This window comes from Bacillus sp. N13C7 (genome assembly GCF_026790065.1).
GTDB lineage: Bacteria > Bacillota > Bacilli > Bacillales > Bacillaceae > Bacillus.
Map to the genome: position 1 here is coordinate 102,622 of NZ_JALAMO010000003.1, position 22,928 is coordinate 125,549.

The following is a 22,928-nucleotide window of genomic DNA, read 5'->3' on the forward strand; positions in this document are numbered from 1 at the left end:
TGAGGTGTTCAATATGAGTTCAAACGCAAAACGATTTCCAGAAGGATTTTTATGGGGCGGCGCGGTTGCTGCCAATCAGGTGGAGGGTGCTTATAACGAGGGCGGTAAGGGGCTTTCGACAGCTGACGTATCGCCGAACGGTATCATGTCTCCATTTGATGAATCAATGACTTCCTTGAATCTGTATCACACTGGAATTGACTTTTATCATCGTTATAAAGAGGATATCGCCTTGTTTGCTGAAATGGGGTTCAAGGCATTCCGCACGTCGATTGCGTGGACGAGAATTTTTCCGAATGGCGATGAAGAGGAGCCGAATGAAGAGGGACTCACATTTTATGATGATCTGTTTGATGAACTGTTAAAGCATCATATTGAGCCTGTTGTAACGATTTCTCATTATGAAATGCCGCTCGGTTTAGTGAAGAATTATGGCGGCTGGAAGAATCGCAAAGTCATCGAGTTCTATGAACGCTATGCCAAAACGGTTTTCAAACGCTATCAGCACAAAGTGAAGTATTGGATGACGTTTAATGAAATTAACGTGGTGCTCCATGCGCCATTTACCGGCGGGGGCCTTGTTTTTGAAGAAGGCGAAAACAAATTAAACACGATGTACCAGGCGGCACACCACCAATTTGTGGCCAGTGCTCTTGCCGTTAAAGCGGGACACGAGCTCATTCCTGATTCGAAAATCGGCTGTATGATTGCAGCTACGACAACCTACCCGATGACATCTAAGCCGGAGGATGTCTTCGCGGCAATGGAGAATGAGCGCAAAACACTTTTCTTCTCAGATGTGCAGGCACGAGGTGCGTACCCAGGATATATGAAGCGCTTCCTGGCAGAAAACAATATTGAAATTGAAATGGCTGAAGGCGATGAAGAGATCTTGAAAGAACATACGGTGGATTACATCGGATTCAGCTATTACATGTCGATGGCGGCAAGCACCGATCCGGAAGATCTTGCAAAATCAGGCGGCAACCTGCTGGGCGGAGTCAAAAACCCTTATTTGAAATCATCAGAATGGGGCTGGCAGATTGATCCGAAAGGCTTGCGCATCACGCTCAATACCTTATACGACCGTTATCAAAAGCCGCTGTTCATTGTGGAAAACGGCCTTGGCGCTGTGGACAAAGTTGGCGAGGACGGCACGATCCAGGACGATTACAGAATCAACTATCTGCGAGAACATTTAATTGAAGCACGGGAAGCCATTGCCGACGGCGTTGATTTAATCGGCTACACATCATGGGGGCCAATTGACCTTGTCAGTGCATCCACTGCGGAAATGAAAAAACGCTACGGCTTCATTTATGTGGACCGGGACAATGAAGGAAATGGAACATTTAACCGCATCAAGAAAAAAAGCTTCAGCTGGTATCAGCAGGTCATCGCCACAAACGGAGAGAGTCTCTGACAACTTTTTGAAAGTGCATGCGCATCAATTGACAATAACCGGAAGCAGGCGGACAATAAAAGAGAAAGATGAACCACCCACAGTCCGAAAGGCGGGAAGAGCATGTTTAACAAAATGTTAGTTGCGATTGACGGATCAGACATGAGTGCAAAAGCGCTTGATGCCGCAGTGCATTTGGCAAAAGAGCAGCAAGCGGACCTAAGCATCCTTCATGTGGGGAGAGAAGCCGTCGTCACGACTTCTTCTCTGACGGGAATTGTCTATGTGCCTGAGCACTTTATTGATGAAATCAGGAACGAGGTTAAAAAAGAGGGCCTGAAGATCCTAGAGAATGCAAGAGAAAAAGCAGCTGAAAACGGTGTTCAAGCTGAAATCATTTACGCGAATGGCGAGCCGGCACATGAGATACTCACTCACGCAAAAAAGAAAGGCATCAGCCTGATTGTAGGTGGCAGCCGGGGGATCAGCGGCCTGAAAGAAATGATGCTTGGAAGCGTCAGCCATAAAGTGTCTCAATTATCAACATGCCCGGTTTTGATTGTTCGATAGAATAAAGAAAATCAGATCGAAAATTCAGTCGGGGTATCTTATAGAATTTGTGGAGAAGATTCACGGGAGAATTTAGCGATTTAAAATAAAACAATTTAATATAGAAGTTAATATTAAGATATTTAAGGAGAGCTAATAAGCTCTCTTTTTTAGTTTGGTAATATATATTATCTAAAAATGAGTAATCATAAATTAGTAACAAGGACTTTAATATAGTTTTAAGAACTAACTGTAAATAATAATGCGATTTAATATCCAAATAAACACAGTATTAATTTACCTTTTTAATCCATGTAAATATATGTATAATAAAAAATAATAAAGATACAGGAGATTTGATATGAATAATAGTTCATTAAAAAATAGGAGTTCCATAGTGTTAATAGTTATCTCTGCTGTATGGATAATTTTTATAGGAAAGTCGATCATTGCAGTTCTACCTACAAACCCATTGTCTCCAAATATTGATGAACAAAGTCTTATGAAAACTTTGTATCCTCAAGGCTGGGGTTTTTTTAGCAAAAATCCCAGAGAAGAAATGATAAATGTCTATGAAACAAAAACGTACTCACAGGCAGTTTCCTGGCCTAATAATAGTTTTAAAAATGTGTTTGGATTATATAGACATGGTAGAGCACAAGGTGTTGAGTTGGGGTATTTAATCGAACAGATTCCAAAATCAATAGAATGGGAAGATTGTAAAGACGGAACAATATCTTGTTTAAAAAAGACTGATACTGTAGTCACTATAAACAATAAAACACCTAAAGCATCCTTATGCGGAAATTTAGGTTTGTCCAGAGAAACACTAATTCCTTGGGCATGGAGCAATAAGAGAGGAAGTAATATTTCAAAAGAATCTAAAGTATTGAGAGTTGAAGTTACATGTTCTTAAAACAAAGTGTTTTTAAGACATTAAATGAGAGGATTTTTGAGTGGGTTAATTGCAACTATCCTTGGACAAACGTTTATGGTATATCTAGAAGTTTAATGGCTTTGGCTACAGCGCTAACTTTAATTTTTAATGATGCCAGTGTGTTTTTTAGACCAGCTAGCGGAATAGCTACTTATCCTTATTGTCCCAAAACTATACCAAGTGTTTTTTGCTTTACTTCAAATGATTATCTTCATCTTAATATAGTACGTTGGATTTGTGTGCTGTTATTGCTGATTATAGCGACTGGCTGGCGTCCGAGAATCACTGGGATTATTCATTGGTGGATTTGTTATAGTTTACAGGTTTCTGCATTAACAATTGATGGTGGTGAACAGGTAAATGCGGTTTTTACTTTATTACTCCTGCCAATAACATTAACGGACTCTAGGAAATGGCATTGGTATAATAATGAAGTAAATGATATTGATACCAACGGTGAGTTTTATGCTAGGATGATAGCGTTGGTCTCATTTGTTGTAATAAGAGTACAAGTATCTATTTTATATTTTAATTCTTTCGTAGCTAAGTTAGGTGAGGAAGACTGGATTAATGGAACAGCAGTTTATTACTATTCCCAACACTTAATGTTGGGTTTTCCAGAGGCAATCCTTCATATATTTCAATTTATAATTACTAGTAAATTTGTTGTTGTGGCTACTTGGGGAACATTGCTTGTTCAGTTCCTATTGTTTGCAGCTATCCTGGCGCCCAAAAAAGGTTGGAACTTTTTATTCTATATAGGATTACTTATGCATGACATTTTTGCCGTTATGTTTGGACTGATTAGTTTTTCTATGATTATGTGCAGTATTTTAATCTTATATTTAAGACCTCTAAACAAACCTTTCAAGTTGAAACAACTTAACTTAAAAAGGAGTTTATCTAAAAGGGGGGATAAACAAAAAATTCTTAATTATTAATCGGGAAAGGGGAAAAGGAAAATGAAAGGGAAAATTATTAACAGAAAAAACTTAATATTCATTTTATTCGTGCTGTTAGTTTCATCAATTACAAGTAATTTTAACTCTGTAGAGGCTATCGAAAACCATAAATTTTCTGGTGAAGAAATTTATGCTGGAGTAGCCTTTGGTCAAGGAGAAGTAGCAAAACTTTTTCCGGAAGTTTGGAGTAAAGAGAATTTAGAAAAATTGTCTACAAAGGAATCAAAAAGAAAAGCTCTTAAGTTAATCGCAGAAATGAAGGAAGTAGATCCAAACTACTTCAATAATTTAGAGAAAGCCATTTACGAAAACAAAGACCCTAAAGAAGTAAAAGAACTTCTTACGAGAAGTGGAAAAATCCTAAAGAAAATTGATCCGAACATTTCTGAAAATACTCAAGTTGACTCTGCCGAAGGAGCTTGTGTTACATTTGTTACATGGACGGCAGTAGCTGCTATATGGGTAGCTGTTGTGGCCGGAGCTGTGGTAGTTGCCTCCACTGTAACTAATGATAAGACATCTTTGATGAATGAAATGCTTGTTAAAAATATGGTGGAAAGGCTAAATTAAACTATAAAAGGATCTTAATTTTCAATTAAGATCCTTTTTTTATTGACATATCCCTCACGGGTACCTTTAAGATAAAAATGAAAAAATCTCTAAGGAGTGAATTTCATGAATATAAAACAAGTATCTGAATTAACAGGATTAACCAAAAAAGCGATTAAATACTATGAATCTGAAGGGTTGATTGAAGTTAATAAAAATCCCATAAATCAATACAGAGAGTATTCTGAAAAAGTGATTTCTCAGTTGAATTTAATTGCCTCTCTTCGATTGCTCCACCTGCCTGTAAAAGAGATTAAATCTCTTTTGAAAGGAGAAAGAAGGCTCCCAGAATTATTAAATGAACAGTTAAATGAAATTAATAAAAATTTAAAGCTACTTGAGCAACAAAAATTATTAACAGAGACTCTTATTCAGAATGTAAATGAAATTGATGACTTTAGTGATAAGGTGAAAATTTTAGAAGACACTTTGCATTTGAAAGATCAGGAAAAGAAAGAATATATAATGGATAAAATTTTAAGAATGTTTCCAGGCAAATTTGGTGAATTCGTTGTTGCTATGTTTGAACCTTTTTTAGAAGTTACTATTGATAACGAAAGTAAACAATCATATTGGTTAAATTTGGTTAACTATCTTGATGATATTGAAGAAGTAGATGATAATCATCCAATAATGAAATTAATTATGGAAAATGAGCATGAGTTAGAGAGTTTTAAGAAGAACAATTATGACTTTGTTAATAAAATAATTAATAAAGATCCTGAATTATTTGAACAACAAAAAAATACATTAATAAATTTGGTAAAAAGTGTGAAGGAAAATAAAGAGTATAAAGAGAACTTTATTACACAAGCAAATAAAGGAAAAGACCTTCCTTACCTAAAAGAAGGAAGTGAATTTAGTAATATGTTGTATAAAATAAGTCCAAGATATAAGATCTTTTTAGACAATCAAACAGAAATAAAAAAACAAGCAGATGCAGAGTTAGGATTTGATTCAAAACAATTTTTAGAAGACGTTATAAAGGGTGAAAGAGATTGATAAACTATATTATTGGCGGACTTATATGTTTATTATTCGCCTATTTAATAGGGGTAAAAAAAGTATTAGTTCTTATAATAAATTACAATTCCTTCACTTTTTTAGGTGATAAGGATAAGTTATCAAAAAGAATGGGAATAATACTACTGATAATGGGAGTATTCACTTTATTAATGCCTTTATTACTCATGGTTTTTGGCGTTTTAATAAAAAGTATATATACAGCTATAATAATTGCATTGGTCGTATTGGCTTCTTTATTTATTGTAGTTCCATACTTTCAAATCAAATAAATGACTTTATTCGTTTGAGTATGGTTCAAGGAAAGAGCATAAAGCTTGTGCTTTCAAAAGTAACAGGATTATGTTCCCTGCGGCGTTCAATTGATAAAGAAATAACGTGATTGAATGGTAATGGATGAAAGTAATTAAGACTAACATACTAAAGTAAATCATCAAAATTATAAATTAGGAAGGAGTACTGGAGGTAGAATACGCTTGATGCAGCAAGATCTCTCAATCACGCCAAAACAAAAATCAACAGCCGTAATCAAAATGGTCATCTCCATGGTGATTTTCGGCTCCATCGGCTTTTTCTCAGAGCATACCAATCTGCCGTCATTTGAATTGGTCTTTGTCCGTTGCCTATGCGCGACGTTATTTTTAAGCTTTTGCTGGCTGGTGTCGGGCCAGTATAAAATCGAAAAGTGGAGCAAAAGAGACGTGCTGCAAACATTGGCGTGCGGTTTCTTTCTTATATTTAACTGGGTGTTCTTATTTAAGTCTTTTGAAGAAACGTCCGTTACAATTGCTATCTCCGTTTATCACCTTGCCCCGGTGCTTGTTCTTCTCCTGGGGAGCATCATCTATAGAGAGAAATTACATGTCATCTCCGTCAGCTCCATTATCATCTGCTTTCTGGGAACTGCGCTGATTTCCGGGATTAACGGCAGCACTTCATTGTCACAGCTGATGGGATCAGGAATCATTTGGGCAGTTCTCGCCGCACTGTTTTATGCGTTCACCACTTTATTGGGAAAAGGCATTCACAACCTCAGTCCATACACGACCACCTTCCTGCAAACCGGTTTAGGGGTGATCATCCTGATTCCGTTTATTCACTTCGGCGCTTTTGCTGACCTATCTCAGGGAAAATGGATTATGGTGGTATCTACCGGCATCATCCATACGGGTATTGTATATTTGCTGTTTTTTGACAGTTTACGATTTTTATCAACGAAATTTATTTCAATTATTGTATTTCTCGATCCGGCTGTCGCGATCGTGCTCGATACCGTCTTCACAGGCTTCCGCCCTGACCTCTATCAAACGCTTGGCATCGTACTGATCTTTGCGGGCATGGCCTTGACGCTTGTCAGGAGGCAGGGGAAGGCGGATGTGGTTGCTGAGAATTCTCAAATGTAAAGAATATCGAATGATAAAAGCAGCTGTCGAAGGCAGTTGCTTTTGTTTTATTTCCAAACGTCCTCAAGCAGAGCAGGAAATGAATCTAAAGAAATGAGTCTATAGTCATAATGTACGCGAGATGCATGATAAATCTCCATAATTTAGTATTTTAGGAGGATGCATCATCTTCTAATCATGATTATCATATTTAAAGATGATAAAAGAACTATACGAGAGCGGGAGGAATTACATAATGAAAAAGAAGAAATTGATCATGACCTTCGTTGCTTTTGTTATCGCATTGACAAGCTTTACAGCGATAGATCTTGCCGGTAACAAAGCTCAAGCAAAAGATTGGGTGAAAAGAGGCAGTATTTGGACTACCCATTACCATTCAGGCTCATTCAAAAACTATACGTACTCACCTACATTTCAGATTTTTTATTCAGGTCAAGGAACGAATGCAAGCATAAATGCAAATGGATCTGGGAGCGGGAACATAAAAGCCGAGATGCAACAGAAGACAAGTAAAGGGTGGAAAACCATTAAAACGTTTTATGCAAAGAAAAAGGGTTATACCAACTTGAGCTACAGTAAAGCATCTAAGAGCTATAAAACAAAATACAGATTTAAATTCAGTAATACAGGAACTAAAAAAACAATTAATTATACATTCGCTTCTGTATATTAAATAGCAAAACCCCAGCCTTCACTCAAGGTTGGGGTTTCTGCGTTTGACTCGCCAAATTCTGAAGACAAAGGCTGCGTAAGTAAGGGTAGCCGGGATAGTGATGGCGATGAGAAAGACAAAAAGGACGTGTATGGCGTTATGAAGTATGGAAGCTTCACCAGAAATAAACGTATTCCTGATGACAGTGACAGCCGCAGTAAGACAGAGCATGAACAATGTGATATAACGAAGGGTAAATTCACTTTGTTTTTATTTATCAATCATAGTTGAACGGTCGGAGTAAATCGGCACCGTTCCGGGTGCGGCGGCAAAGATATGTGTGGTGTATTCAGAACAAACATGTTCCCATCCGGCATTTTCGAATATGTCAAGGTATTCATCCATGCTTTCATCATCGACGGCACGATAGTCCAAGCTGTAGAACTGGTTTTGCGGTTCAGCTTTTTTAAGTTTATACCCCATAAACGCAAATGAATCGAGCACCCAGCCTTTGCTGGCCATATCGCTGAGTCTCTTCATGTCCTTTTCCTCTGAAAACGCCAATCCTTCAGACATCATATATTTTTTCTGTTTCATGATGAATCCCCTTTCAATTGTTGAAAAGCGCGTTCTCCGTGTTCAGCCATCACTTTTCTGCGCTGAATTTCTTTTTTGAGTAGTTCTTGGCCGTGCAAGGTGGTTTGGTACACTTTGCGGCGCGGGTTGTCATTGTTGACAAGCTCAATGATCTCTTCCTGCAGCAGTTTCTTTAACAATGTATATAAGGTAGCCGGGCCGATCGTGAAGGAGTCATCGGTCATGTCTTCAATCTCCTGCATGATCGAATATCCGTGCTTTGGTTTCAGCAATGTTAAGATAATATAATAGGCTGGATCTGTAAGCTGATCCATTTCCTGCGGACGTTGCTTTGGCAAGTGGTCACCTCATTCCCTATATCAATAAATGATATATCATCTATTGATATAACAAAATCTTCCTTTTTGTTGTCAACGTCATTTTTTTCTGCATTCCAGTCATCATAAAGAAACAATCACAGAGTATGCATTAATGTATGCGTTTTCGCAGAGGGGGAGTCTTAATGAAAAAATGGCTGGCGGCGGTTTTTGTGATGATGCTGATGATGTGTTTTGGCGGGATTGAGGGTGTGAAGGCGGCGGAGCCGAAGGTGTATCAGTTTGATTTTGGTGGCGTTTCGGTTGAGCCTGGTTACATTGGTGTCAGGGCGTCTGACCGGTATGACCGGTCAAAGGGCTACGGTTTTCAAACACCGGAGAATATGAAGGATGTGGCGGCATCCGGGACTGGTGTGAAAAGTGATGCCGTTCAGTTTTTAGCGTATGGGACGAAAAGCAATAACACATTTAATGTGGATCTCCCGAATGGCCTTTATGAGGTGAAGGTGACGCTTGGCAATACGGCAAGGGCCAGTGTGGCGGCGGAGGGTGTCTTTCAGGTCATCAATATGACGGGGGATGGCGCGGAGGATACGTTCCAAATTCCCGTCACCGACGGGCAGCTGAATCTGCTGGTGACAGAGGGAAAGGCAGGCACCGCTTTTACGCTCAGCGCCTTGAAAATCAAGAAATTGTCTGATCAGCCGGTGACGAACCGAACCATTTATGTCGGCGGCGACTCGACGGTGTGCAATTATTATCCGCTCAACAGCAGCGAGCAGGCGGGCTGGGGGCAGATGCTGCCTCACTATATCGACAAACACACCTTTCAAGTGAGAAACATGGCGTCTGGCGGGCAGATCGCGAGAGGGTTTCGAAATGACGGGCAGCTCGAGGCGATCCTGAAGTACATTAAGCCGGGGGATTATTTTATCTTGCAGCTCGGCATTAATGACACGAATCCGAAGCATAATGAATCTGAAGCGGAATTTAAGGAGATTATGCGTGATATGATCCGTCAGGTGAAAGCGAAGGGAGCGGAAGTCATCCTTTCAACGCCTCAGGGCCGGGCGACCGATTTCACTTCTGAAGGCATCCATTCGTCTGTAAACCGATGGTACAGGGCTTCTATTTTGGCTTTGGCCGAAGAGGAAAAAACGCACCTCGTTGACTTGAATGTCCTCAGCTCTGCATACTTTACATCGATCGGTCCGGAAAAAACACTCGCGCTCTATATGGACGGAGATACGCTGCATCCGAACCGCGCAGGGGCTGACGTATTGGCACGATTAGCTGTTCAGGATCTAAAACGCCAAGGAATCGATGGGTTTTAACACGTCATTTGTCGACAAAACACATACGCTCTCGTCAATTAGAGTATAATGAGAACATCTGCAAGAGACAGGAGTTTATACATGAGTCATTTTAAAAACTATCAAATCAGTCATGACATTTTACGAGCACTGGAAGGACTGGGATATACAGAACCGACCAAGGTGCAGCAGAGCGTAATTCCCGCTGCCCTTGAACGAAAGGATCTTGTCGTCAAATCACAGACGGGAAGCGGGAAAACGGCTTCGTTCGGAATTCCTCTCTGTGAGCTGGCGGATTGGGATGAAAACAAGCCGCAGGCACTTATTTTAACACCGACCCGCGAGCTTGCGGTGCAAGTAAAAGAGGATATCACGAACATCGGACGATTTAAACGAATCAAAGCGACAGCTGTGTTTGGAAAATCATCCTTTGACAAACAAAAAGCAGAGCTTAAGCAAAAAAGCCACATTGTTGTCGGCACGCCGGGACGTGTTTTGGATCATATCGAAAAAGGAACGCTGCCGTTGGATCGTCTCTCTTATTTGGTCATTGATGAAGCGGATGAGATGCTGAATATGGGCTTTATCGAGCAGGTAGAGGCGATTATCAAGCACCTTCCGGTTGAACGCACGACGATGCTATTTTCAGCAACGCTGCCGGAGGATATCGAGAAGCTGAGCCGTCAATATATGCAGAATCCGGAGCATATCGAAATCAAAGCGGCCGGCCTAACCACCAGAAATATTGAACATGCGGTGATTCAAGTACGAGAAGAGAATAAGTTTTCTTTACTGAAAGATGTACTGATAACCGAGAATCCCGATAGCTGCATCATGTTCTGCCGGACGAAAGAGCATGTCAATCAGCTGACCGATGAATTGGATGACTTAGGGTATCCATGCGATAAAATTCACGGCGGAATGATTCAGGAAGACCGATTCGATGTCATGAATGAATTTAAACGGGGCGAGTATCGTTACCTAGTCGCCACAGATGTCGCCGCGCGCGGGATTGATATTGAGAATATCACCCTTGTCATCAACTATGATCTGCCGCTTGAAAAGGAAAGCTACGTCCATCGCACGGGGCGGACGGGGCGCGCTGGGAATAAAGGAAAAGCCATTTCGTTTGTCACGGCCTTTGAAAAACGGTTTTTAGCCGACATAGAAGAATATATCGGATTTGCAATTCAAAAAATAGAAGCCCCTTCTCAAGAGGAAGTGGCAAGGAAGAAACCTGAATTTCTAGCTAAATTGAATGACCGTCCGGAAACCAAAAAGGACAAAAGCGAAGAGCTGAATAAAGACATTATGAAGCTGTATTTTAACGGCGGAAAGAAGAAGAAAATCAGAGCCGTTGATTTTGTAGGAACGATTGCCAAAATTGACGGTGTGTCAGCTGATGACATCGGCATCATCACGATCATGGATAACGCCTCATACGTGGAGATTTTAAACGGTAAAGGCCCCCAAGTTCTCAAAGTGATGAAGAATACAACCGTCAAAGGGAAAAAGCTCAAGGTGAATAAAGCGAATAAATGATGAATGGCCTGCTCCCGGTTAAAGGGGCAGGTCATTTTGCTGCTGGCTGACATCTGGGCCGGTTTCCTCGGGAACAAAGGCAAGAATCACAATACCAATCACAAACAAAATGATCAGGCTGAACACCGCAGTCGAGGATTTCCCGGTCAGCTGGGCGGTAACGGCAATGAGCAGCGGCCCCATAATTGAGGCGAATTTTCCAAAAATGTTGTAGAAGCCAAAGAATTCATTGGCGTGGCGCTTTGGCACGAGCTTGGCGAAATAAGAGCGGCTCAGGGCTTGAATGCCGCCCTGCGAGGTGGCGACAAGCATAGCCAATATCCAGAAATCAAGCGTTGTCTCTAGAAAATAGGCATACACGCAGACGATCATATAAATGACGATTCCAACGTACAGCATTGTCTTCCCCGTGAAGCGTTCAGCCAGTTTTCCGTATACAATCGAAAACGGTGCGGCGACGACCTGGGTGACAAATAGGATGATCAGGAGGCTTGAGGAACTGATCCCTACATCAGATCCATAAGATGTCGACATCGTAATAATGGTGCCGACTCCGTCGATATAAAAGAAATAAGCAAGCAAAAAGAGGAACAGCGCCCGGTATTGCCTGATCCGTTTCATCGTTTGGCCGAGCCGCTTAAAGCTGTTGATGACGATATGTGGTTCTCTTTTGATGTAATAGCGCTGATGGACATGTTTGATCATCGGGATGGTGAACAGCCCCCACCAGGCAGCCGTTATGAAAAAGGACAGCTGGCTTGCGGCAGAAACAGACATCGGAATCATCTCTGCTTGTGCAAGCAGGATGACAGCAATGCTGATGATAAACGGAATCGTGCTTCCAATGTATCCTAAGCCAAACCCCCGTGCGGAGATGAGATTCATCCGTTTTTCATGCGTGACGTCAACGAGAAAGGCATCATAAAACACGTTGGCGCCGGAAAAACCGATAGCCGATATCGTATAAAACAGCAGCAATAGCAGCCAATATTCACTCGGGATAAAGGCAAGCATCGCGGTGCTGGCGACACCGGCTGATACAAAGAAACCGAAAAACTTTTTTTTGCACCCCTCATAGTCGGCGATCGTGCCTAAAATCGGCCCGAGGATTGCAAGAATAAATGTTGAAACCGCAATGGTATAGCCCAGATAGGCAGTCGATTGAGCGGCGCTGACACCGCTTTCCGCAACCGCTGATTTATAAAATAACGGAAACACCGCGGTGGTGACGACAATCGAGTAAGCAGAATTTGCCCAGTCATATAGCATCCAGCTGTTTTCTTGTTTCGTGAAACGTTTCATCATCAGCGCCCTCCTCCGGTAACGATACTTCTATTGTACGAGAAATAGGCCTGAAAAGAATGGAATGAACGTTAATTTTTACAAAATGTTTATGTTTTTGTGCTTCAAATCATACTTTTGGTTTATTGCTGGCCATAGGTGTATCTGGTACCATTTATCTATATTTTTTGTATTTTCCAGAAGAGGAGCAGCAGAGAGGAGACGGGGCATGAGGCGATTCGGCTTGTGTATAAGCCTGCTGGTCACCGTTCTTGTGATGAGTGCATGTGAAAGTGAGACTCAGACGTTTGCAGATCGTGATCAAAGGACGGTAAAACAAACCGCAGCCAAACCGATGAGCAATAAGAAAAAGCAAGACTTCCAAACGCTCCCAAGCGAGATGCAGCTGGCTATTGTATTCGGTTCCATGATACGTGTAAACGAAGCATTCGATTACGGAATCGGCAATCCTGAATACTTCGTGCGGAGCAGCATGACTGAACAAGAAGCAGCCATTGCGAAGGAGAATCTTGAGTCGATTCAACTTGAAAACAAACGGCTCAAAAAACAAAACAGCGAAGCACTCGCTTTCCTTCAAAAAACCCGCAATCAAGAAATGAGCCGCAACGACATTCAGCAGCTGAAAGAAAATCGAGCCGCCTTTTTAGAGATCACAGACAGTATGATCAAGCTCATCAGCCAAGTCACACCGAAAAACGCGAAGAAGACAAGGCAGCAGCTGGATCAGCTGAAAAAACAATATACGCAACATAGCGCCGAAAGCGTCAAAATTATGAACAACATTGTCAACAAGCAGAAAGCTGACGAGGCATCATTTGAACGCCATCTGGAGGCGCTGCTTCAGAAACAGCCCGGGCAGCCGGTGATAAGCGAATTGTATTAACCTGTCCCGTCTTTCCCTGATGATATTGACCTAGTACAAAAAGAATGTACAATCAAGGTGTAGTCTGTTCTTAGTTGATTGGAGGGACATGTCATGAAGATTGCGAAGGTGATCAACAATAATGTGATCAGCGTGGTCAATGAGCAGGGAAAAGAATTGGTCATCATGGGCAGAGGGCTCGCGTTTCAGAAGAAGTCCGGCGATGATGTCGATGAAGCTCGTATTGAGAAGGTGTTTACGCTCGATAACAAGGATGTATCAGAAAAATTCAAAACCCTTTTGTATGATATACCGATCGAGTGTATGGAAGTATCAGAGGAAATTATCAGCTATGCAAAACTTCAGCTCGGCAAAAAGCTCAATGACAGCATCTATGTGTCGCTGACCGATCATATTAACTTTGCCATCCAGCGCAATCAGAAGGGGCTTGATATCAAAAACGCCTTGCTGTGGGAAACAAAGCGGCTGTACAAAGACGAATTTGCGATCGGCAAAGAAGCACTGGAGATGGTAAAAAACAAGACTGGCGTGTCTCTGCCGGAGGATGAGGCAGGCTTTATTGCCCTGCATATCGTAAATGCCGAGCTGAATGAAGAGATGCCCAATATCATCAACATTACAAAAGTCATGCAAGAGATTTTGAGTATCGTAAAATACCATTTTAAGATTGAATTCAACGAGGAATCGCTTCACTATTACCGGTTTGTCACCCACTTAAAGTTTTTCGCGCAGCGTCTTTTTAACGGCACACACATGGAAAGCCAGGATGATTTTTTGCTGGAGACGGTGAAAGAAAAGTATCATCGCGCGTATGAATGCACGAAGAAAATCCAAACCTACATTAAGCAGGAATATGAACACAAGCTCACCAGTGATGAGCTGCTGTATTTAACGATTCACATAGAAAGGGTCGTCAAACAATCATAATGAAAGCGTTGACATTTCTATTTTCTTGTGTTAATTTTTTCTTACATTCACATATGATCATGTTAGGATTGTTACTGATAAGCAGGCAAAACCTAAATTACAATGAGTGCGGATCATCTCTGTCTGTGCTGATGGTAATTTAGGTTTTTATTTTTTTCAGAGGGATGGTGATGATGGCGTTTCATAGAAAAAACGAATGAGGGCATTTCTAGGATTGTTACTGGTCAGGCAGGCAAAACCTAAACTACTTGTTCCTATAGCGATAGGGGTAGTTTAGGTTTTTTATTTTTTTGCAGAAGGGATGAGAGGAAAATGGGGATTCAAGCAGCGGCAAAAGAGATTTTACAGCTGGTCGGCGGGGAAGAAAATGTGCGTTCTCTTGTACATTGTGCGACGCGCCTGCGTTTTACGCTGAACGACCGGTCAAAAGCAGATAAAGATAAAATCGAAGCTTTAGATGAAGTCGTAACTGTAGTGGAAAGCGGCGGACAGTTTCAGGTCGTGATTGGCAATCACGTTTCAGAGGTGTATCAAGAGATTGGAAAGATGTCTTATCTGCTGAATGATGACCGAGAGGAACGTTCTGCCCAGAAAGGGAATCTGTTCGGACGGCTTGTTGATATCGTATCGAGCATTTTCACTCCGTTGCTTGGCGTGATGGCGGGAGCGGGAATTTTAAAGGGCCTGCTGATGATATGTACAAATGCCGGCTGGCTCCAAGCAGAGGAAACGACTTACACGATACTGTATGCCGCTGCGGATAGCTTGTTTTACTTTTTGCCGCTGTTGCTGGCCATTACCGCTGCCCGAAAGTTTGGCGCGAATCTATTTGTTTCTGTCACAGTTGCCGGGGCGCTTATCTATCCAACGATCATTGAGCTGAAGAACGGCAATGCGGAAACGGACTTTTTCGGGATTCCAGTCGTGTTAATGAACTATACATCAACTGTGATCCCTATCATTCTGGCGATTTTTGTGATGAGTTATGTTGAGAAGTATTTGAACCGGGTGATTCATGACAGTGTGAAAACCTTCATCACGCCGTTGATTTGTTTGGTAACCATTGTGCCGCTCACATTAATTGTATTCGGCCCGATTGGGGTAAACGCGGGAAATGCCATCGCGTCTGCGATTCTGGCCATCTTCAGCTTTAACCCGATGCTGGCCGGCGCTGTGATCGCGGCACTCTGGCAGATTCTCGTCATCTTTGGCATCCATTGGGGGATTGTGCCGGTCATTTTAAATAACATTGCCGTCAATGGGCAGGATTCAATCAAACCGGCTACAGCAGCAGCTGTTTTTGCACAAACAGGAGCTGCTGTGGGTGTCATGCTGAAAACGAAAAACAAAAAATTAAAGGCGCTTGCCGGTTCCGCTGCTGTCACAGGGATTTTTGGCATTACAGAACCGGCCGTTTACGGCGTCACGCTCAGGCTGAAAAAACCTTTTGTATGCGGTGTCATTAGTGCGGCTGTTGGCGGGGCAATTATCGGGCAGGCTCACAGCGTCGCCATCGCTTCTGGCGCACCCGGTCTATTGACGATCCCGATTTTCTACGGACAGGGCTTTGCCGGTTTTATCTTGGGAATCTCGGTATCTTTTATTCTATCAATCATCCTAACGTATATTGTTGGGTTTGAAGATCCTGCAGAACAAACAGATATCAAAACAGAGCCGTCTGCACCTGCAGTCCGCCATGAAGAGATCAGCAGTCCGTTAGAGGGAAAGGTGATTCCGTTAACAGAAGTGAAGGATAAAGTGTTTGCATCGGAGACACTCGGAAAGGGAATAGCGATTTTGCCGGAGAAAGGCAGACTCGTTGCACCAGCGGATGGCGTGATATCAACTGTTTTTCCGACTGGCCACGCATTCGGCATAGTCACTGATCAGGAAGCAGAAATCCTCATTCATCTCGGATTTGATACGGTGAAGCTGGAGGGGAAGCACTTTTATCCTAAGGTCGTACAGGGACAAACCGTCAAACAAGGAGACTTGCTAGCTGAATTTGACCTGGACGACTTACGTAAGGCGGGGTTTGATATGAACACGCCGATCGTCATTACAAACGCAGATCAATATACTGATGTCATTCAAACAGACCAAAAGCAAGTCAAAATGGAAGAACGAATCTTTTCTTTAATCTAAAACCATTGGAGGAACAAACGATGAATTATCAATCACTTGCAGCATTTCCAGAGCATTTTTTGTGGGGGGCATCGACTTCTGCCTATCAAGTGGAAGGCGCGTGGAATGAAGATGGAAAAGGCCCGTCAGTAATTGACGCGCGCGACAGCTATCCTGAGGGAACGACTGATTTTAAAGTGGCCAGCGACCATTACCATCGCTATAAAGAAGACGTTGCGCTGTTTGCTGAAATGGGCTTTAAAGCATACCGTTTTTCCATTGCATGGACGCGGATTATTCCTGACGGCGACGGAGAGATCAACCAAAAGGGAATTGAGTTTTACAGCAACCTGATTGATGAGCTGCTCAAATATCAGATTGAGCCAATCGTCACGATGTATCATTTTGATCTGCCGAATGCCCTGCAGAAAAAAGGCGGCTGGTCGCAAAGAGCGACAATTGATGCGTTTGAACGGTATTCCAAGGTGCTGTTTGAGCACTTTGGCGACCGTGTGAAGTACTGGCTGACCATCAACGAACAAAACATGATGATTCTTCATGGCAGCGCTTTAGGAACACTTGATCCGAATCTCAAAAACCCGAAAAAAGAGCTGTACCAGCAAAATCATCACATGCTGGTGGCCCAGGCAAAAGCCATGAATCTCTGCCATGACATGCTGCCCGGCGCAAAAATCGGCCCTGCTCCAAATATCGCGCTTATCTACCCGGCATCTTCAAAACCGGAGGATATTGTGGCGGCTTTCAACTATAATGCAATTCGGAATTGGCTCTATTTAGACATGGCAGTTCATGGGCGCTACAATACGACAGCGTGGGCTTATATGAAGGAAAAAGGCTATACGCCAGTCATTGAAGATGGTGACATGGAGATTCTGCAATCTGCGAAGCCTGATTTTATCGCCTTTAACTACTACACCTCTCAAACAGCGGCAGCGAGCAAAGGCGATGGCTCGGATGAAGTGGCACGCGGAGGAGACCAGCATTTAAAAACGGGTGAAGACGGTGTCTACCGCGGGAGCAGCAACCCGCATTTGAAGAAAAATGACTTTGGCTGGGAGATTGACCCGGTCGGTTTCCGCTCCACGCTGAGAGAAATCTATGACCGATACCAGCTGCCATTAATCATCACAGAAAACGGGCTTGGCGCTTTCGATCAATTAGAAGAAAATGATACGGTCAATGACGATTACCGCATTGATTATTTAACACAGCACATCGAACAAATTCAATGGGCCATCACAGACGGTGTCGATGTGTTCGGCTATTGCCCATGGTCAGCCATTGACTTGATTTCTACGCACCAAGGCTGCTCGAAGCGCTACGGCTTCATTTACGTCAACCGTGATGAGTTTGACCTGAAGGATCTGCGCCGAATCCGCAAGAAAAGCTTTTATTGGTATAAAGCGGTGATTGCTTCAAACGGTGAAGTATTGAAGGATAGTTAACAATATAAAAAATAAGAACATCGATTCATAAATGTCTTCCATGTACAGCTCCGAAGACCAAGTATTTGATGCTTCATCTGTCTAGACGACTAACGCTGACGATATGTTTTTCTTCGGCACTTCGTCAGATCGAACACAGATCACATGGATTTTGTCTGGCAACAGTCATTACTATGACCGCTTGCATCCGTTTCATTTTCGGCAGAATTCCTTTCTGTTCATACTAAAGCGTTGAAGAAGGAATACCAAATATGTTCTTACTTAGTGAATTTAATACATCTCATTACCTTCATTTTGTTTAAGTTAGGTTGCAAAGCCAAATAAATTATCAATCTAAAAGTGATAGTTACAGGATTCTAGGATTCGTTATTATCATTATTATGACCGATGTTCCCTTTTAAAAGAATCATGTATGATCGATAAAGAAAACGCTTTCGAAGAAAGGGGAATGCCAACATGTCCTATCGTATGAAACGAGTGTTGTTGCTTCTTGTCACTGGTTTGTTTATGAGTTTGTCTGCAATCACTTCTACTGCCTCGGCTCAAACAGGTGGATCGTTTTATGACCCTTTTAGTGGCTATAACTCCGGTTTTTGGCAAAAGGCAGACGGTTATTCAAATGGAAATATGTTCAACTGCACTTGGCGTGCAAATAACGTATCCATGACGTCATTAGGTGAAATGCGTTTGGCGCTAACAAGTCCATCTTATAACAAGTTTGACTGCGGGGAAAACCGGTCTGTTCAAGCATATGGCTATGGACTTTATGAAGTCAGAATGAAACCAGCTAAAAACACAGGGATCGTTTCATCGTTTTTCACATACACAGGCCCAACGGATGGAACGCCTTGGGATGAGATTGATATTGAATTTTTAGGAAAAGACACAACAAAGGTTCAATTTAACTATTACACAAATGGTGCAGGAAACCATGAGAAGCTAGTTGATCTCGGATTTGATGCGGCTAATGCTTATCATACGTATGCGTTCGATTGGCAGCCAAACTCTATTAAATGGTATGTCGATGGGCAATTAAAACATACTGCGACAAGCCAAATTCCGACAACTCCAGGAAAGATCATGATGAACTTGTGGAATGGTACGGGTGTCGATGAATGGCTCGGTTCCTACAATGGTGTAACACCGCTATACGCTCATTACGACTGGGTGCGTTATACAAAAAAATAGTGACAATTGTGATAAGAGCCTGCTGCCTCAATACAGCCAGGCTCTTATGATTGAAATGAGAAAATATCTACTACTCACTCAAAATACCCTATGTGAACTATATTGTAATCTCGGGTTTTCGGATGATACAGAACAAAAGGATTTCCGCGAGCGGAAATCCTTTTTTCATTAAAACGAAATAATCCCAATCAAAAGCGCCGCAATCGTCATGACAATTGTTGTCCCCACGGCCCATTTGATAGTGAATTTTTGATGGTCGCCAAAGCTGACGCCTGCCATTCCGACTAATAGATAGGTGGAAGGCACAAGCGGGCTGAGCAGATGCACGGGCTGGCCCAGCAAGGAGGCCCTTCCGATTTCAGCGGCATCTATTCCGTAAGCAGATGCGGCTTCTGCGATGATGGGAAGGACACCGAAGTAAAAGGCGTCATTCGACATGAAAAAGGTAAATGGCATGCTGACGATGGCCGTGATCAACGGCAGGTGCGGGCCCATGGCATCAGGGATGAGGGAAACGAGAGAATGTGCCATCGCATCGACCATTTTTGTGCCGGAGAGAATGCCTGTGAAAATACCTGCCGCAAACACCATGGACACAACGTTTAACGCATTTCCCGCATGCGCAGAGATCCGTTTCTGCTGCTCTTTGACATTTGGATAATTGACCATCAAGGCGATGGCGAACGCGATCATAAAAAGAACAGGGATCGGAAGCAGGCTGGTGATCAGAGCGGCCATCAGAGCGATAGTCAGCAGCAGGTTAAACCATTGGAGAGCGGGACGCTTGAGCGGCGCTGCATCCGGATCGGAAGACGGCGCGTGTTCAATCGAAATGACGCCGAGCCGCTTTCGCTCTTTCTTTCCGAGGATATAAGCAACGGCGATCACCCAGAGAACGCCGGCGATCATAGCGGGAATCAGCGGCGTGAAGACCTCCGACGTGTCCAATTTTAAGGAAGCCAAAACCCTTGCCGTCGGCCCGCCCCAAGGAATAATATTCATGACCCCTGAACCGAGCATCGCAATTCCCGCTAGCACCAGCCGGTTCATGCCGAGCCGTTTGTACAGAGGCAGCATCGCCGCAATGGTAATCATATAGGTTGTTGTCCCATCTCCGTCCAGCGAAATGGTCATCGTCAGAACCGCTGTGCCGATGGTGATTTTTAACGGGTCTCCTTTGACAAGCGATAGGATTTTTGCAATGAGGGGATCAAACAAACCTGAGTCAATCATAATGCCGAAATACAGGATGGCGAATAACAGCATGATGCCGGTAGGAGCAAGGTCTGTTACGCCCTGAATCATCATCTCGCCAAGATCTTTGCCAAATCCGCTGATGAGGGCAAACGCAACAGGAACAACAATTAACGCTATAAGAGCGGAAAGCCGGTTAGACATAATAAGGTACATAAAGACAATCATCATCACAAAACCGAGTATGGCAAGCACGATATGACCTCCTCCTTCTTAGTAAGCGCTTCCACCTTCTCGTTTTCGGAAGAAGGCTTATTTCAAATATGTATGACCTCATTCTGATATGTAGACCTAAAATCCTATTAAGCGGATTAGCAGTTTATATGAAGAATGCCACGGGTAAATGTGCTGTAGAATGTTTCGTTTTGAAAAGGGGGAAGAGACATGAGTGATGACCAAAACAAACGTGTAAATGAACACTCAAAGGACGAGCAGCTTGAGCAGTACAGGGTCGATAACAGCGGGAAGAAAATGACGACAAACCAAGGCGTGCGGGTGTCAGAGGATGAACACTCGTTAAAGGCCGGGGTTCGGGGCCCGACGCTGATGGAGGATTTTCACTTCCGGGAGAAAATGACGCACTTTGACCATGAGAGGATTCCGGAGCGTGTTGTGCATGCACGCGGATTTGGCGTGCATGGCTATTTCCAGGTTTACGAGCCGATGACGGAGTATACACGGGCCAAATTTCTTCAGGATCCTTCAGTGAAGACGCCGGTATTTGTCCGGTTTTCTACAGTCGCGGGTTCTAAAGGCTCCGCAGACACGGTGCGGGATGCCAGAGGCTTTGCGACAAAATTTTATACTGAAGAAGGAAACTATGATCTAGTGGGTAATAACATCCCAGTGTTTTTCATTCAGGATGCGATCAAATTTCCGGATTTGGTTCACGCGTTTAAGCCTGAGCCTCACAATGAAATGCCTCAGGCCGCGACTGCCCATGATACATTTTGGGATTTTGTCGCCAATAACCCTGAGTCTGCTCACATGGTGATGTGGACGATGTCGGACAGAGGCATCCCGCGCAGCTACAGAATGATGGAAGGCTTCGGCGTGCACACGTTCCGTTTTGTCAATGAACAGGGAAAGGCACGTTTCGTGAAATTTCACTGGAAGCCGGTGCTCGGCGTGCATTCTCTCGTATGGGATGAAGCGCAGAAAATTGCCGGGAAAGATCCGGATTTCCACCGCCGCGACCTGTGGGAAACGATTGAAAACGGCGGCACGGTTGAATATGAGCTCGGTGTGCAGATGATTGATGAAGAAGATGAATTCAAATTTGATTTTGATATTCTTGATCCGACCAAGCTGTGGCCGGAAGAGCTCGTGCCGGTGAAGATTATTGGGAAAATGACGCTGAACCGCAACCAGGATAATGTATTTGCGGAAACGGAACAAGTCGCATTCCACCCGGGAAATGTCGTGCCGGGCATCGATTTTACCAATGACCCGCTTTTGCAGGGGCGGCTTTTCTCGTATACAGACACACAGCTCATCCGTCTTGGCGGCCCGAACTTCCATGAGCTTCCGATTAACCGACCGGTATGTCCGTTTCATAACAACCAATACGATGGCTATCACCGGATGACGATCAATAAGGGGCCAGTCGCTTATCATAAAAACTCTCTGCAAAACAATGACCCGTCGCCTGCGGCAGCTGAAGAAGGCGGCTACGTCCATTATCAGGAAAAAGTCGAGGGCAAAAAAATCCGCCAGCGGAGTGACAGTTTCAACGATTATTACTCACAGGCAAAGCTGTTCTGGAACAGCATGTCTCCTGTCGAGAAGCAGCACATTATTTCTGCTTTCTGCTTTGAGGTCGGGAAGGTCAAAAGCAAGGACGTGCAGCGGCAGGTCGTTGACGTCTTCAGCAATGTCGATACAGGCTTAGCGGAAGAAATCGCCAAAGGAGTAGGCGTGGCGGCGCCGGCAAAACGGAAAGCATCTAAAGAAATTCTAACCTCGCCTGCGTTAAGCCAGGCCCGTACAGTGAAAACGGCGTCAACGAGAAAAGTCGCTGTTCTCGCCGGCAATGGTTTTGATGAAAATGAGCTGCAAACAGTGCTGGACGCTTTAAAGCAAGAAGGGATCACAGCGGACATCATCAGCCAAACGCTTGGGTACATCACAAGCGGCACCGGACAGCAGCTTGAGGCCGGCGGCACGTTCCTGACGGCGGATTCTGTTCTGTATGATGCCGTCTATGCCGCAGGAGGGCCGGAGCTCAAAGACAACAAACAAGCGATGGCGTTTATCAGAGAAGCCTACAGCCACTATAAAGCGATCGGCGCAGTGAATGAAGGAATTGGCCTTCTTCAGTCAGCTGTTGGGACAACAGAGGGTCCGGGCATCGTGACAGCGAAAGATGAAGCTGACTATACCGCCTTCAGCAAGACGTTTATCGAGGCCGTCGCCGCTCACCGCCATTGGGATAGACGAATTTAATCCGCTCCTGTATCTTATAGGAAGATACTTTTC

The 22,928-nt window shown here is 43.4% G+C and carries 20 protein-coding genes and 1 pseudogene; 17 read left to right on the forward strand and 4 right to left on the reverse strand.

What is annotated here, in order from left to right; all coding sequences use genetic code 11:
* The first annotated feature begins 13 nt into the window (after positions 1-13).
* The 9 genes from bglH to MOB98_RS03415 all read left to right on the forward strand — a co-directional run bounded on the left by bglH (position 14) and on the right by MOB98_RS03415 (position 7,558).
* Positions 14-1,423, forward strand: coding sequence for an aryl-phospho-beta-d-glucosidase (bglH, locus tag MOB98_RS03375; protein WP_268360400.1), 1,410 nt, complete (start codon positions 14-16; stop codon positions 1,421-1,423).
* Between the two features lie 102 nt (positions 1,424-1,525).
* Positions 1,526-1,972, forward strand: coding sequence for a universal stress protein (locus tag MOB98_RS03380; protein WP_268360401.1), 447 nt, complete (start codon positions 1,526-1,528; stop codon positions 1,970-1,972).
* Positions 1,973-2,312: 340 nt separating this feature from the next.
* Positions 2,313-2,867: an SdpA family antimicrobial peptide system protein gene (locus MOB98_RS03385; protein ID WP_268360402.1), complete on the forward strand. Its 555-nt coding sequence runs from the start codon at positions 2,313-2,315 to the stop codon at positions 2,865-2,867.
* A complete protein-coding gene (locus tag MOB98_RS03390) occupies positions 2,858-3,829 on the forward strand; it encodes a sporulation-delaying protein SdpB family protein (protein ID WP_268360403.1) in 972 nt (323 codons plus the stop codon). Before MOB98_RS03385 ends, MOB98_RS03390 begins: the two co-directional genes overlap by 10 nt.
* 21 nt (positions 3,830-3,850) lie before the next feature.
* On the forward strand, positions 3,851-4,420 hold the full coding sequence (locus MOB98_RS03395) for a sporulation delaying protein family toxin (protein WP_268360404.1): 570 nt from the start codon (positions 3,851-3,853) through the stop codon (positions 4,418-4,420).
* Positions 4,421-4,525: 105 nt separating this feature from the next.
* On the forward strand, positions 4,526-5,461 hold the full coding sequence (locus MOB98_RS03400; RefSeq protein WP_268360405.1) for a MerR family transcriptional regulator: 936 nt from the start codon (positions 4,526-4,528) through the stop codon (positions 5,459-5,461).
* The gene (locus MOB98_RS03405; RefSeq protein ID WP_268360406.1) at positions 5,458-5,754 is read left to right on the forward strand and encodes a hypothetical protein; all 297 of its coding nucleotides are present in this window, start codon (positions 5,458-5,460) and stop codon (positions 5,752-5,754) included. Before MOB98_RS03400 ends, MOB98_RS03405 begins: the two co-directional genes overlap by 4 nt.
* A gap of 207 nt (positions 5,755-5,961) precedes the next feature.
* Entirely contained in the window at positions 5,962-6,885 is a 924-nt protein-coding gene (locus MOB98_RS03410; RefSeq protein WP_268360407.1) for a DMT family transporter, read from the forward strand.
* A gap of 235 nt (positions 6,886-7,120) precedes the next feature.
* Entirely contained in the window at positions 7,121-7,558 is a 438-nt protein-coding gene (locus MOB98_RS03415) for a hypothetical protein (protein WP_268367222.1), read from the forward strand.
* Positions 7,559-7,810: 252 nt separating this feature from the next.
* On the opposite strand, the pseudogene MOB98_RS03420 reads toward MOB98_RS03415, so the two are convergent.
* Positions 7,811-8,134 (reverse strand): annotated as a pseudogene (locus MOB98_RS03420) (DUF2812 domain-containing protein); the annotation flags it as partial.
* The gene (locus MOB98_RS03425; protein WP_268360146.1) at positions 8,131-8,472 is read right to left on the reverse strand and encodes a PadR family transcriptional regulator; all 342 of its coding nucleotides are present in this window, start codon (positions 8,470-8,472) and stop codon (positions 8,131-8,133) included. The pseudogene MOB98_RS03420 and the gene MOB98_RS03425, both read right to left, overlap by 4 nt.
* A 164-nt stretch (positions 8,473-8,636) precedes the next feature.
* Between MOB98_RS03425 and MOB98_RS03430 the strand changes: the two genes are divergently transcribed.
* A complete protein-coding gene (locus MOB98_RS03430; protein ID WP_268360147.1) occupies positions 8,637-9,785 on the forward strand; it encodes a rhamnogalacturonan acetylesterase in 1,149 nt (382 codons plus the stop codon).
* Positions 9,786-9,866: 81 nt separating this feature from the next.
* Positions 9,867-11,306 carry an ATP-dependent RNA helicase DbpA gene (gene dbpA, locus MOB98_RS03435; RefSeq protein ID WP_268360148.1) on the forward strand — a complete coding sequence of 480 codons (1,440 nt, stop codon included), beginning with the start codon at positions 9,867-9,869 and terminating at the stop codon, positions 11,304-11,306.
* A gap of 18 nt (positions 11,307-11,324) precedes the next feature.
* On the opposite strand, the gene MOB98_RS03440 is transcribed toward dbpA, so the two are convergent.
* The gene (locus MOB98_RS03440; RefSeq protein ID WP_268360149.1) at positions 11,325-12,611 is read right to left on the reverse strand and encodes an MFS transporter; all 1,287 of its coding nucleotides are present in this window, start codon (positions 12,609-12,611) and stop codon (positions 11,325-11,327) included.
* A gap of 205 nt (positions 12,612-12,816) precedes the next feature.
* Between MOB98_RS03440 and MOB98_RS03445 the strand changes: the two genes are divergently transcribed.
* The 5 genes from MOB98_RS03445 (at position 12,817) to bglS (ending at position 19,196) form a co-directional block, all read left to right on the forward strand.
* Positions 12,817-13,491, forward strand: coding sequence for a hypothetical protein (locus MOB98_RS03445; protein ID WP_268360150.1), 675 nt, complete (start codon positions 12,817-12,819; stop codon positions 13,489-13,491).
* Between the two features lie 93 nt (positions 13,492-13,584).
* Entirely contained in the window at positions 13,585-14,418 is an 834-nt protein-coding gene (gene licT / locus MOB98_RS03450) for a transcriptional antiterminator LicT (RefSeq protein WP_268360151.1), read from the forward strand.
* A gap of 312 nt (positions 14,419-14,730) precedes the next feature.
* On the forward strand, positions 14,731-16,563 hold the full coding sequence (locus tag MOB98_RS03455; RefSeq protein WP_268360152.1) for a PTS beta-glucoside transporter subunit IIBCA: 1,833 nt from the start codon (positions 14,731-14,733) through the stop codon (positions 16,561-16,563).
* A 20-nt stretch (positions 16,564-16,583) separates the two neighbouring features.
* Positions 16,584-18,008, forward strand: a complete 1,425-nt coding sequence (locus tag MOB98_RS03460) for a glycoside hydrolase family 1 protein (protein WP_268360153.1) — start codon at positions 16,584-16,586, stop codon at positions 18,006-18,008.
* 456 nt (positions 18,009-18,464) lie between these two features.
* On the forward strand, positions 18,465-19,196 hold the full coding sequence (gene bglS, locus MOB98_RS03465) for a beta-glucanase (protein ID WP_268360154.1): 732 nt from the start codon (positions 18,465-18,467) through the stop codon (positions 19,194-19,196).
* A gap of 168 nt (positions 19,197-19,364) precedes the next feature.
* Here the strand turns inward: bglS and citH are convergent, their stop codons facing one another.
* Positions 19,365-20,645: a citrate transporter CitH gene (gene citH / locus MOB98_RS03470; RefSeq protein WP_268360155.1), complete on the reverse strand. Its 1,281-nt coding sequence runs from the start codon at positions 20,643-20,645 to the stop codon at positions 19,365-19,367.
* Between the two features lie 189 nt (positions 20,646-20,834).
* On the opposite strand from citH, the gene MOB98_RS03475 reads away from it, so the two are divergent.
* Complete coding sequence (locus MOB98_RS03475; RefSeq protein ID WP_268360156.1) at positions 20,835-22,895, forward strand: catalase; 2,061 nt, start codon at positions 20,835-20,837, stop codon at positions 22,893-22,895.
* The last annotated feature ends 33 nt before the right edge of the window (positions 22,896-22,928 follow it).

What these genes read in the sequence shown, in the direction of transcription:
- bglH (WP_268360400.1), top strand. Translation starts at nt 14, where the DNA reads ATGAGTTCAAACGCAAAACGATTTCCAGAAGGATTTTTATGGGGCGGC.
- MOB98_RS03380 (WP_268360401.1), top strand. Translation starts at nt 1,526, where the DNA reads ATGTTTAACAAAATGTTAGTTGCGATTGACGGATCAGACATGAGTGCA.
- MOB98_RS03385 (WP_268360402.1), top strand. Translation starts at nt 2,313, where the DNA reads ATGAATAATAGTTCATTAAAAAATAGGAGTTCCATAGTGTTAATAGTT.
- MOB98_RS03390 (WP_268360403.1), top strand. Translation starts at nt 2,858, where the DNA reads ATGTTCTTAAAACAAAGTGTTTTTAAGACATTAAATGAGAGGATTTTT.
- MOB98_RS03395 (WP_268360404.1), top strand. Translation starts at nt 3,851, where the DNA reads ATGAAAGGGAAAATTATTAACAGAAAAAACTTAATATTCATTTTATTC.
- MOB98_RS03400 (WP_268360405.1), top strand. Translation starts at nt 4,526, where the DNA reads ATGAATATAAAACAAGTATCTGAATTAACAGGATTAACCAAAAAAGCG.
- MOB98_RS03410 (WP_268360407.1), top strand. Translation starts at nt 5,962, where the DNA reads ATGCAGCAAGATCTCTCAATCACGCCAAAACAAAAATCAACAGCCGTA.
- MOB98_RS03415 (WP_268367222.1), top strand. Translation starts at nt 7,121, where the DNA reads ATGAAAAAGAAGAAATTGATCATGACCTTCGTTGCTTTTGTTATCGCA.
- MOB98_RS03430 (WP_268360147.1), top strand. Translation starts at nt 8,637, where the DNA reads ATGAAAAAATGGCTGGCGGCGGTTTTTGTGATGATGCTGATGATGTGT.
- dbpA (WP_268360148.1), top strand. Translation starts at nt 9,867, where the DNA reads ATGAGTCATTTTAAAAACTATCAAATCAGTCATGACATTTTACGAGCA.
- MOB98_RS03440 (WP_268360149.1), bottom strand. Translation starts at nt 12,611, where the DNA reads ATGATGAAACGTTTCACGAAACAAGAAAACAGCTGGATGCTATATGAC.
- MOB98_RS03445 (WP_268360150.1), top strand. Translation starts at nt 12,817, where the DNA reads ATGAGGCGATTCGGCTTGTGTATAAGCCTGCTGGTCACCGTTCTTGTG.
- licT (WP_268360151.1), top strand. Translation starts at nt 13,585, where the DNA reads ATGAAGATTGCGAAGGTGATCAACAATAATGTGATCAGCGTGGTCAAT.
- MOB98_RS03455 (WP_268360152.1), top strand. Translation starts at nt 14,731, where the DNA reads ATGGGGATTCAAGCAGCGGCAAAAGAGATTTTACAGCTGGTCGGCGGG.
- MOB98_RS03460 (WP_268360153.1), top strand. Translation starts at nt 16,584, where the DNA reads ATGAATTATCAATCACTTGCAGCATTTCCAGAGCATTTTTTGTGGGGG.
- bglS (WP_268360154.1), top strand. Translation starts at nt 18,465, where the DNA reads ATGTCCTATCGTATGAAACGAGTGTTGTTGCTTCTTGTCACTGGTTTG.
- MOB98_RS03475 (WP_268360156.1), top strand. Translation starts at nt 20,835, where the DNA reads ATGAGTGATGACCAAAACAAACGTGTAAATGAACACTCAAAGGACGAG.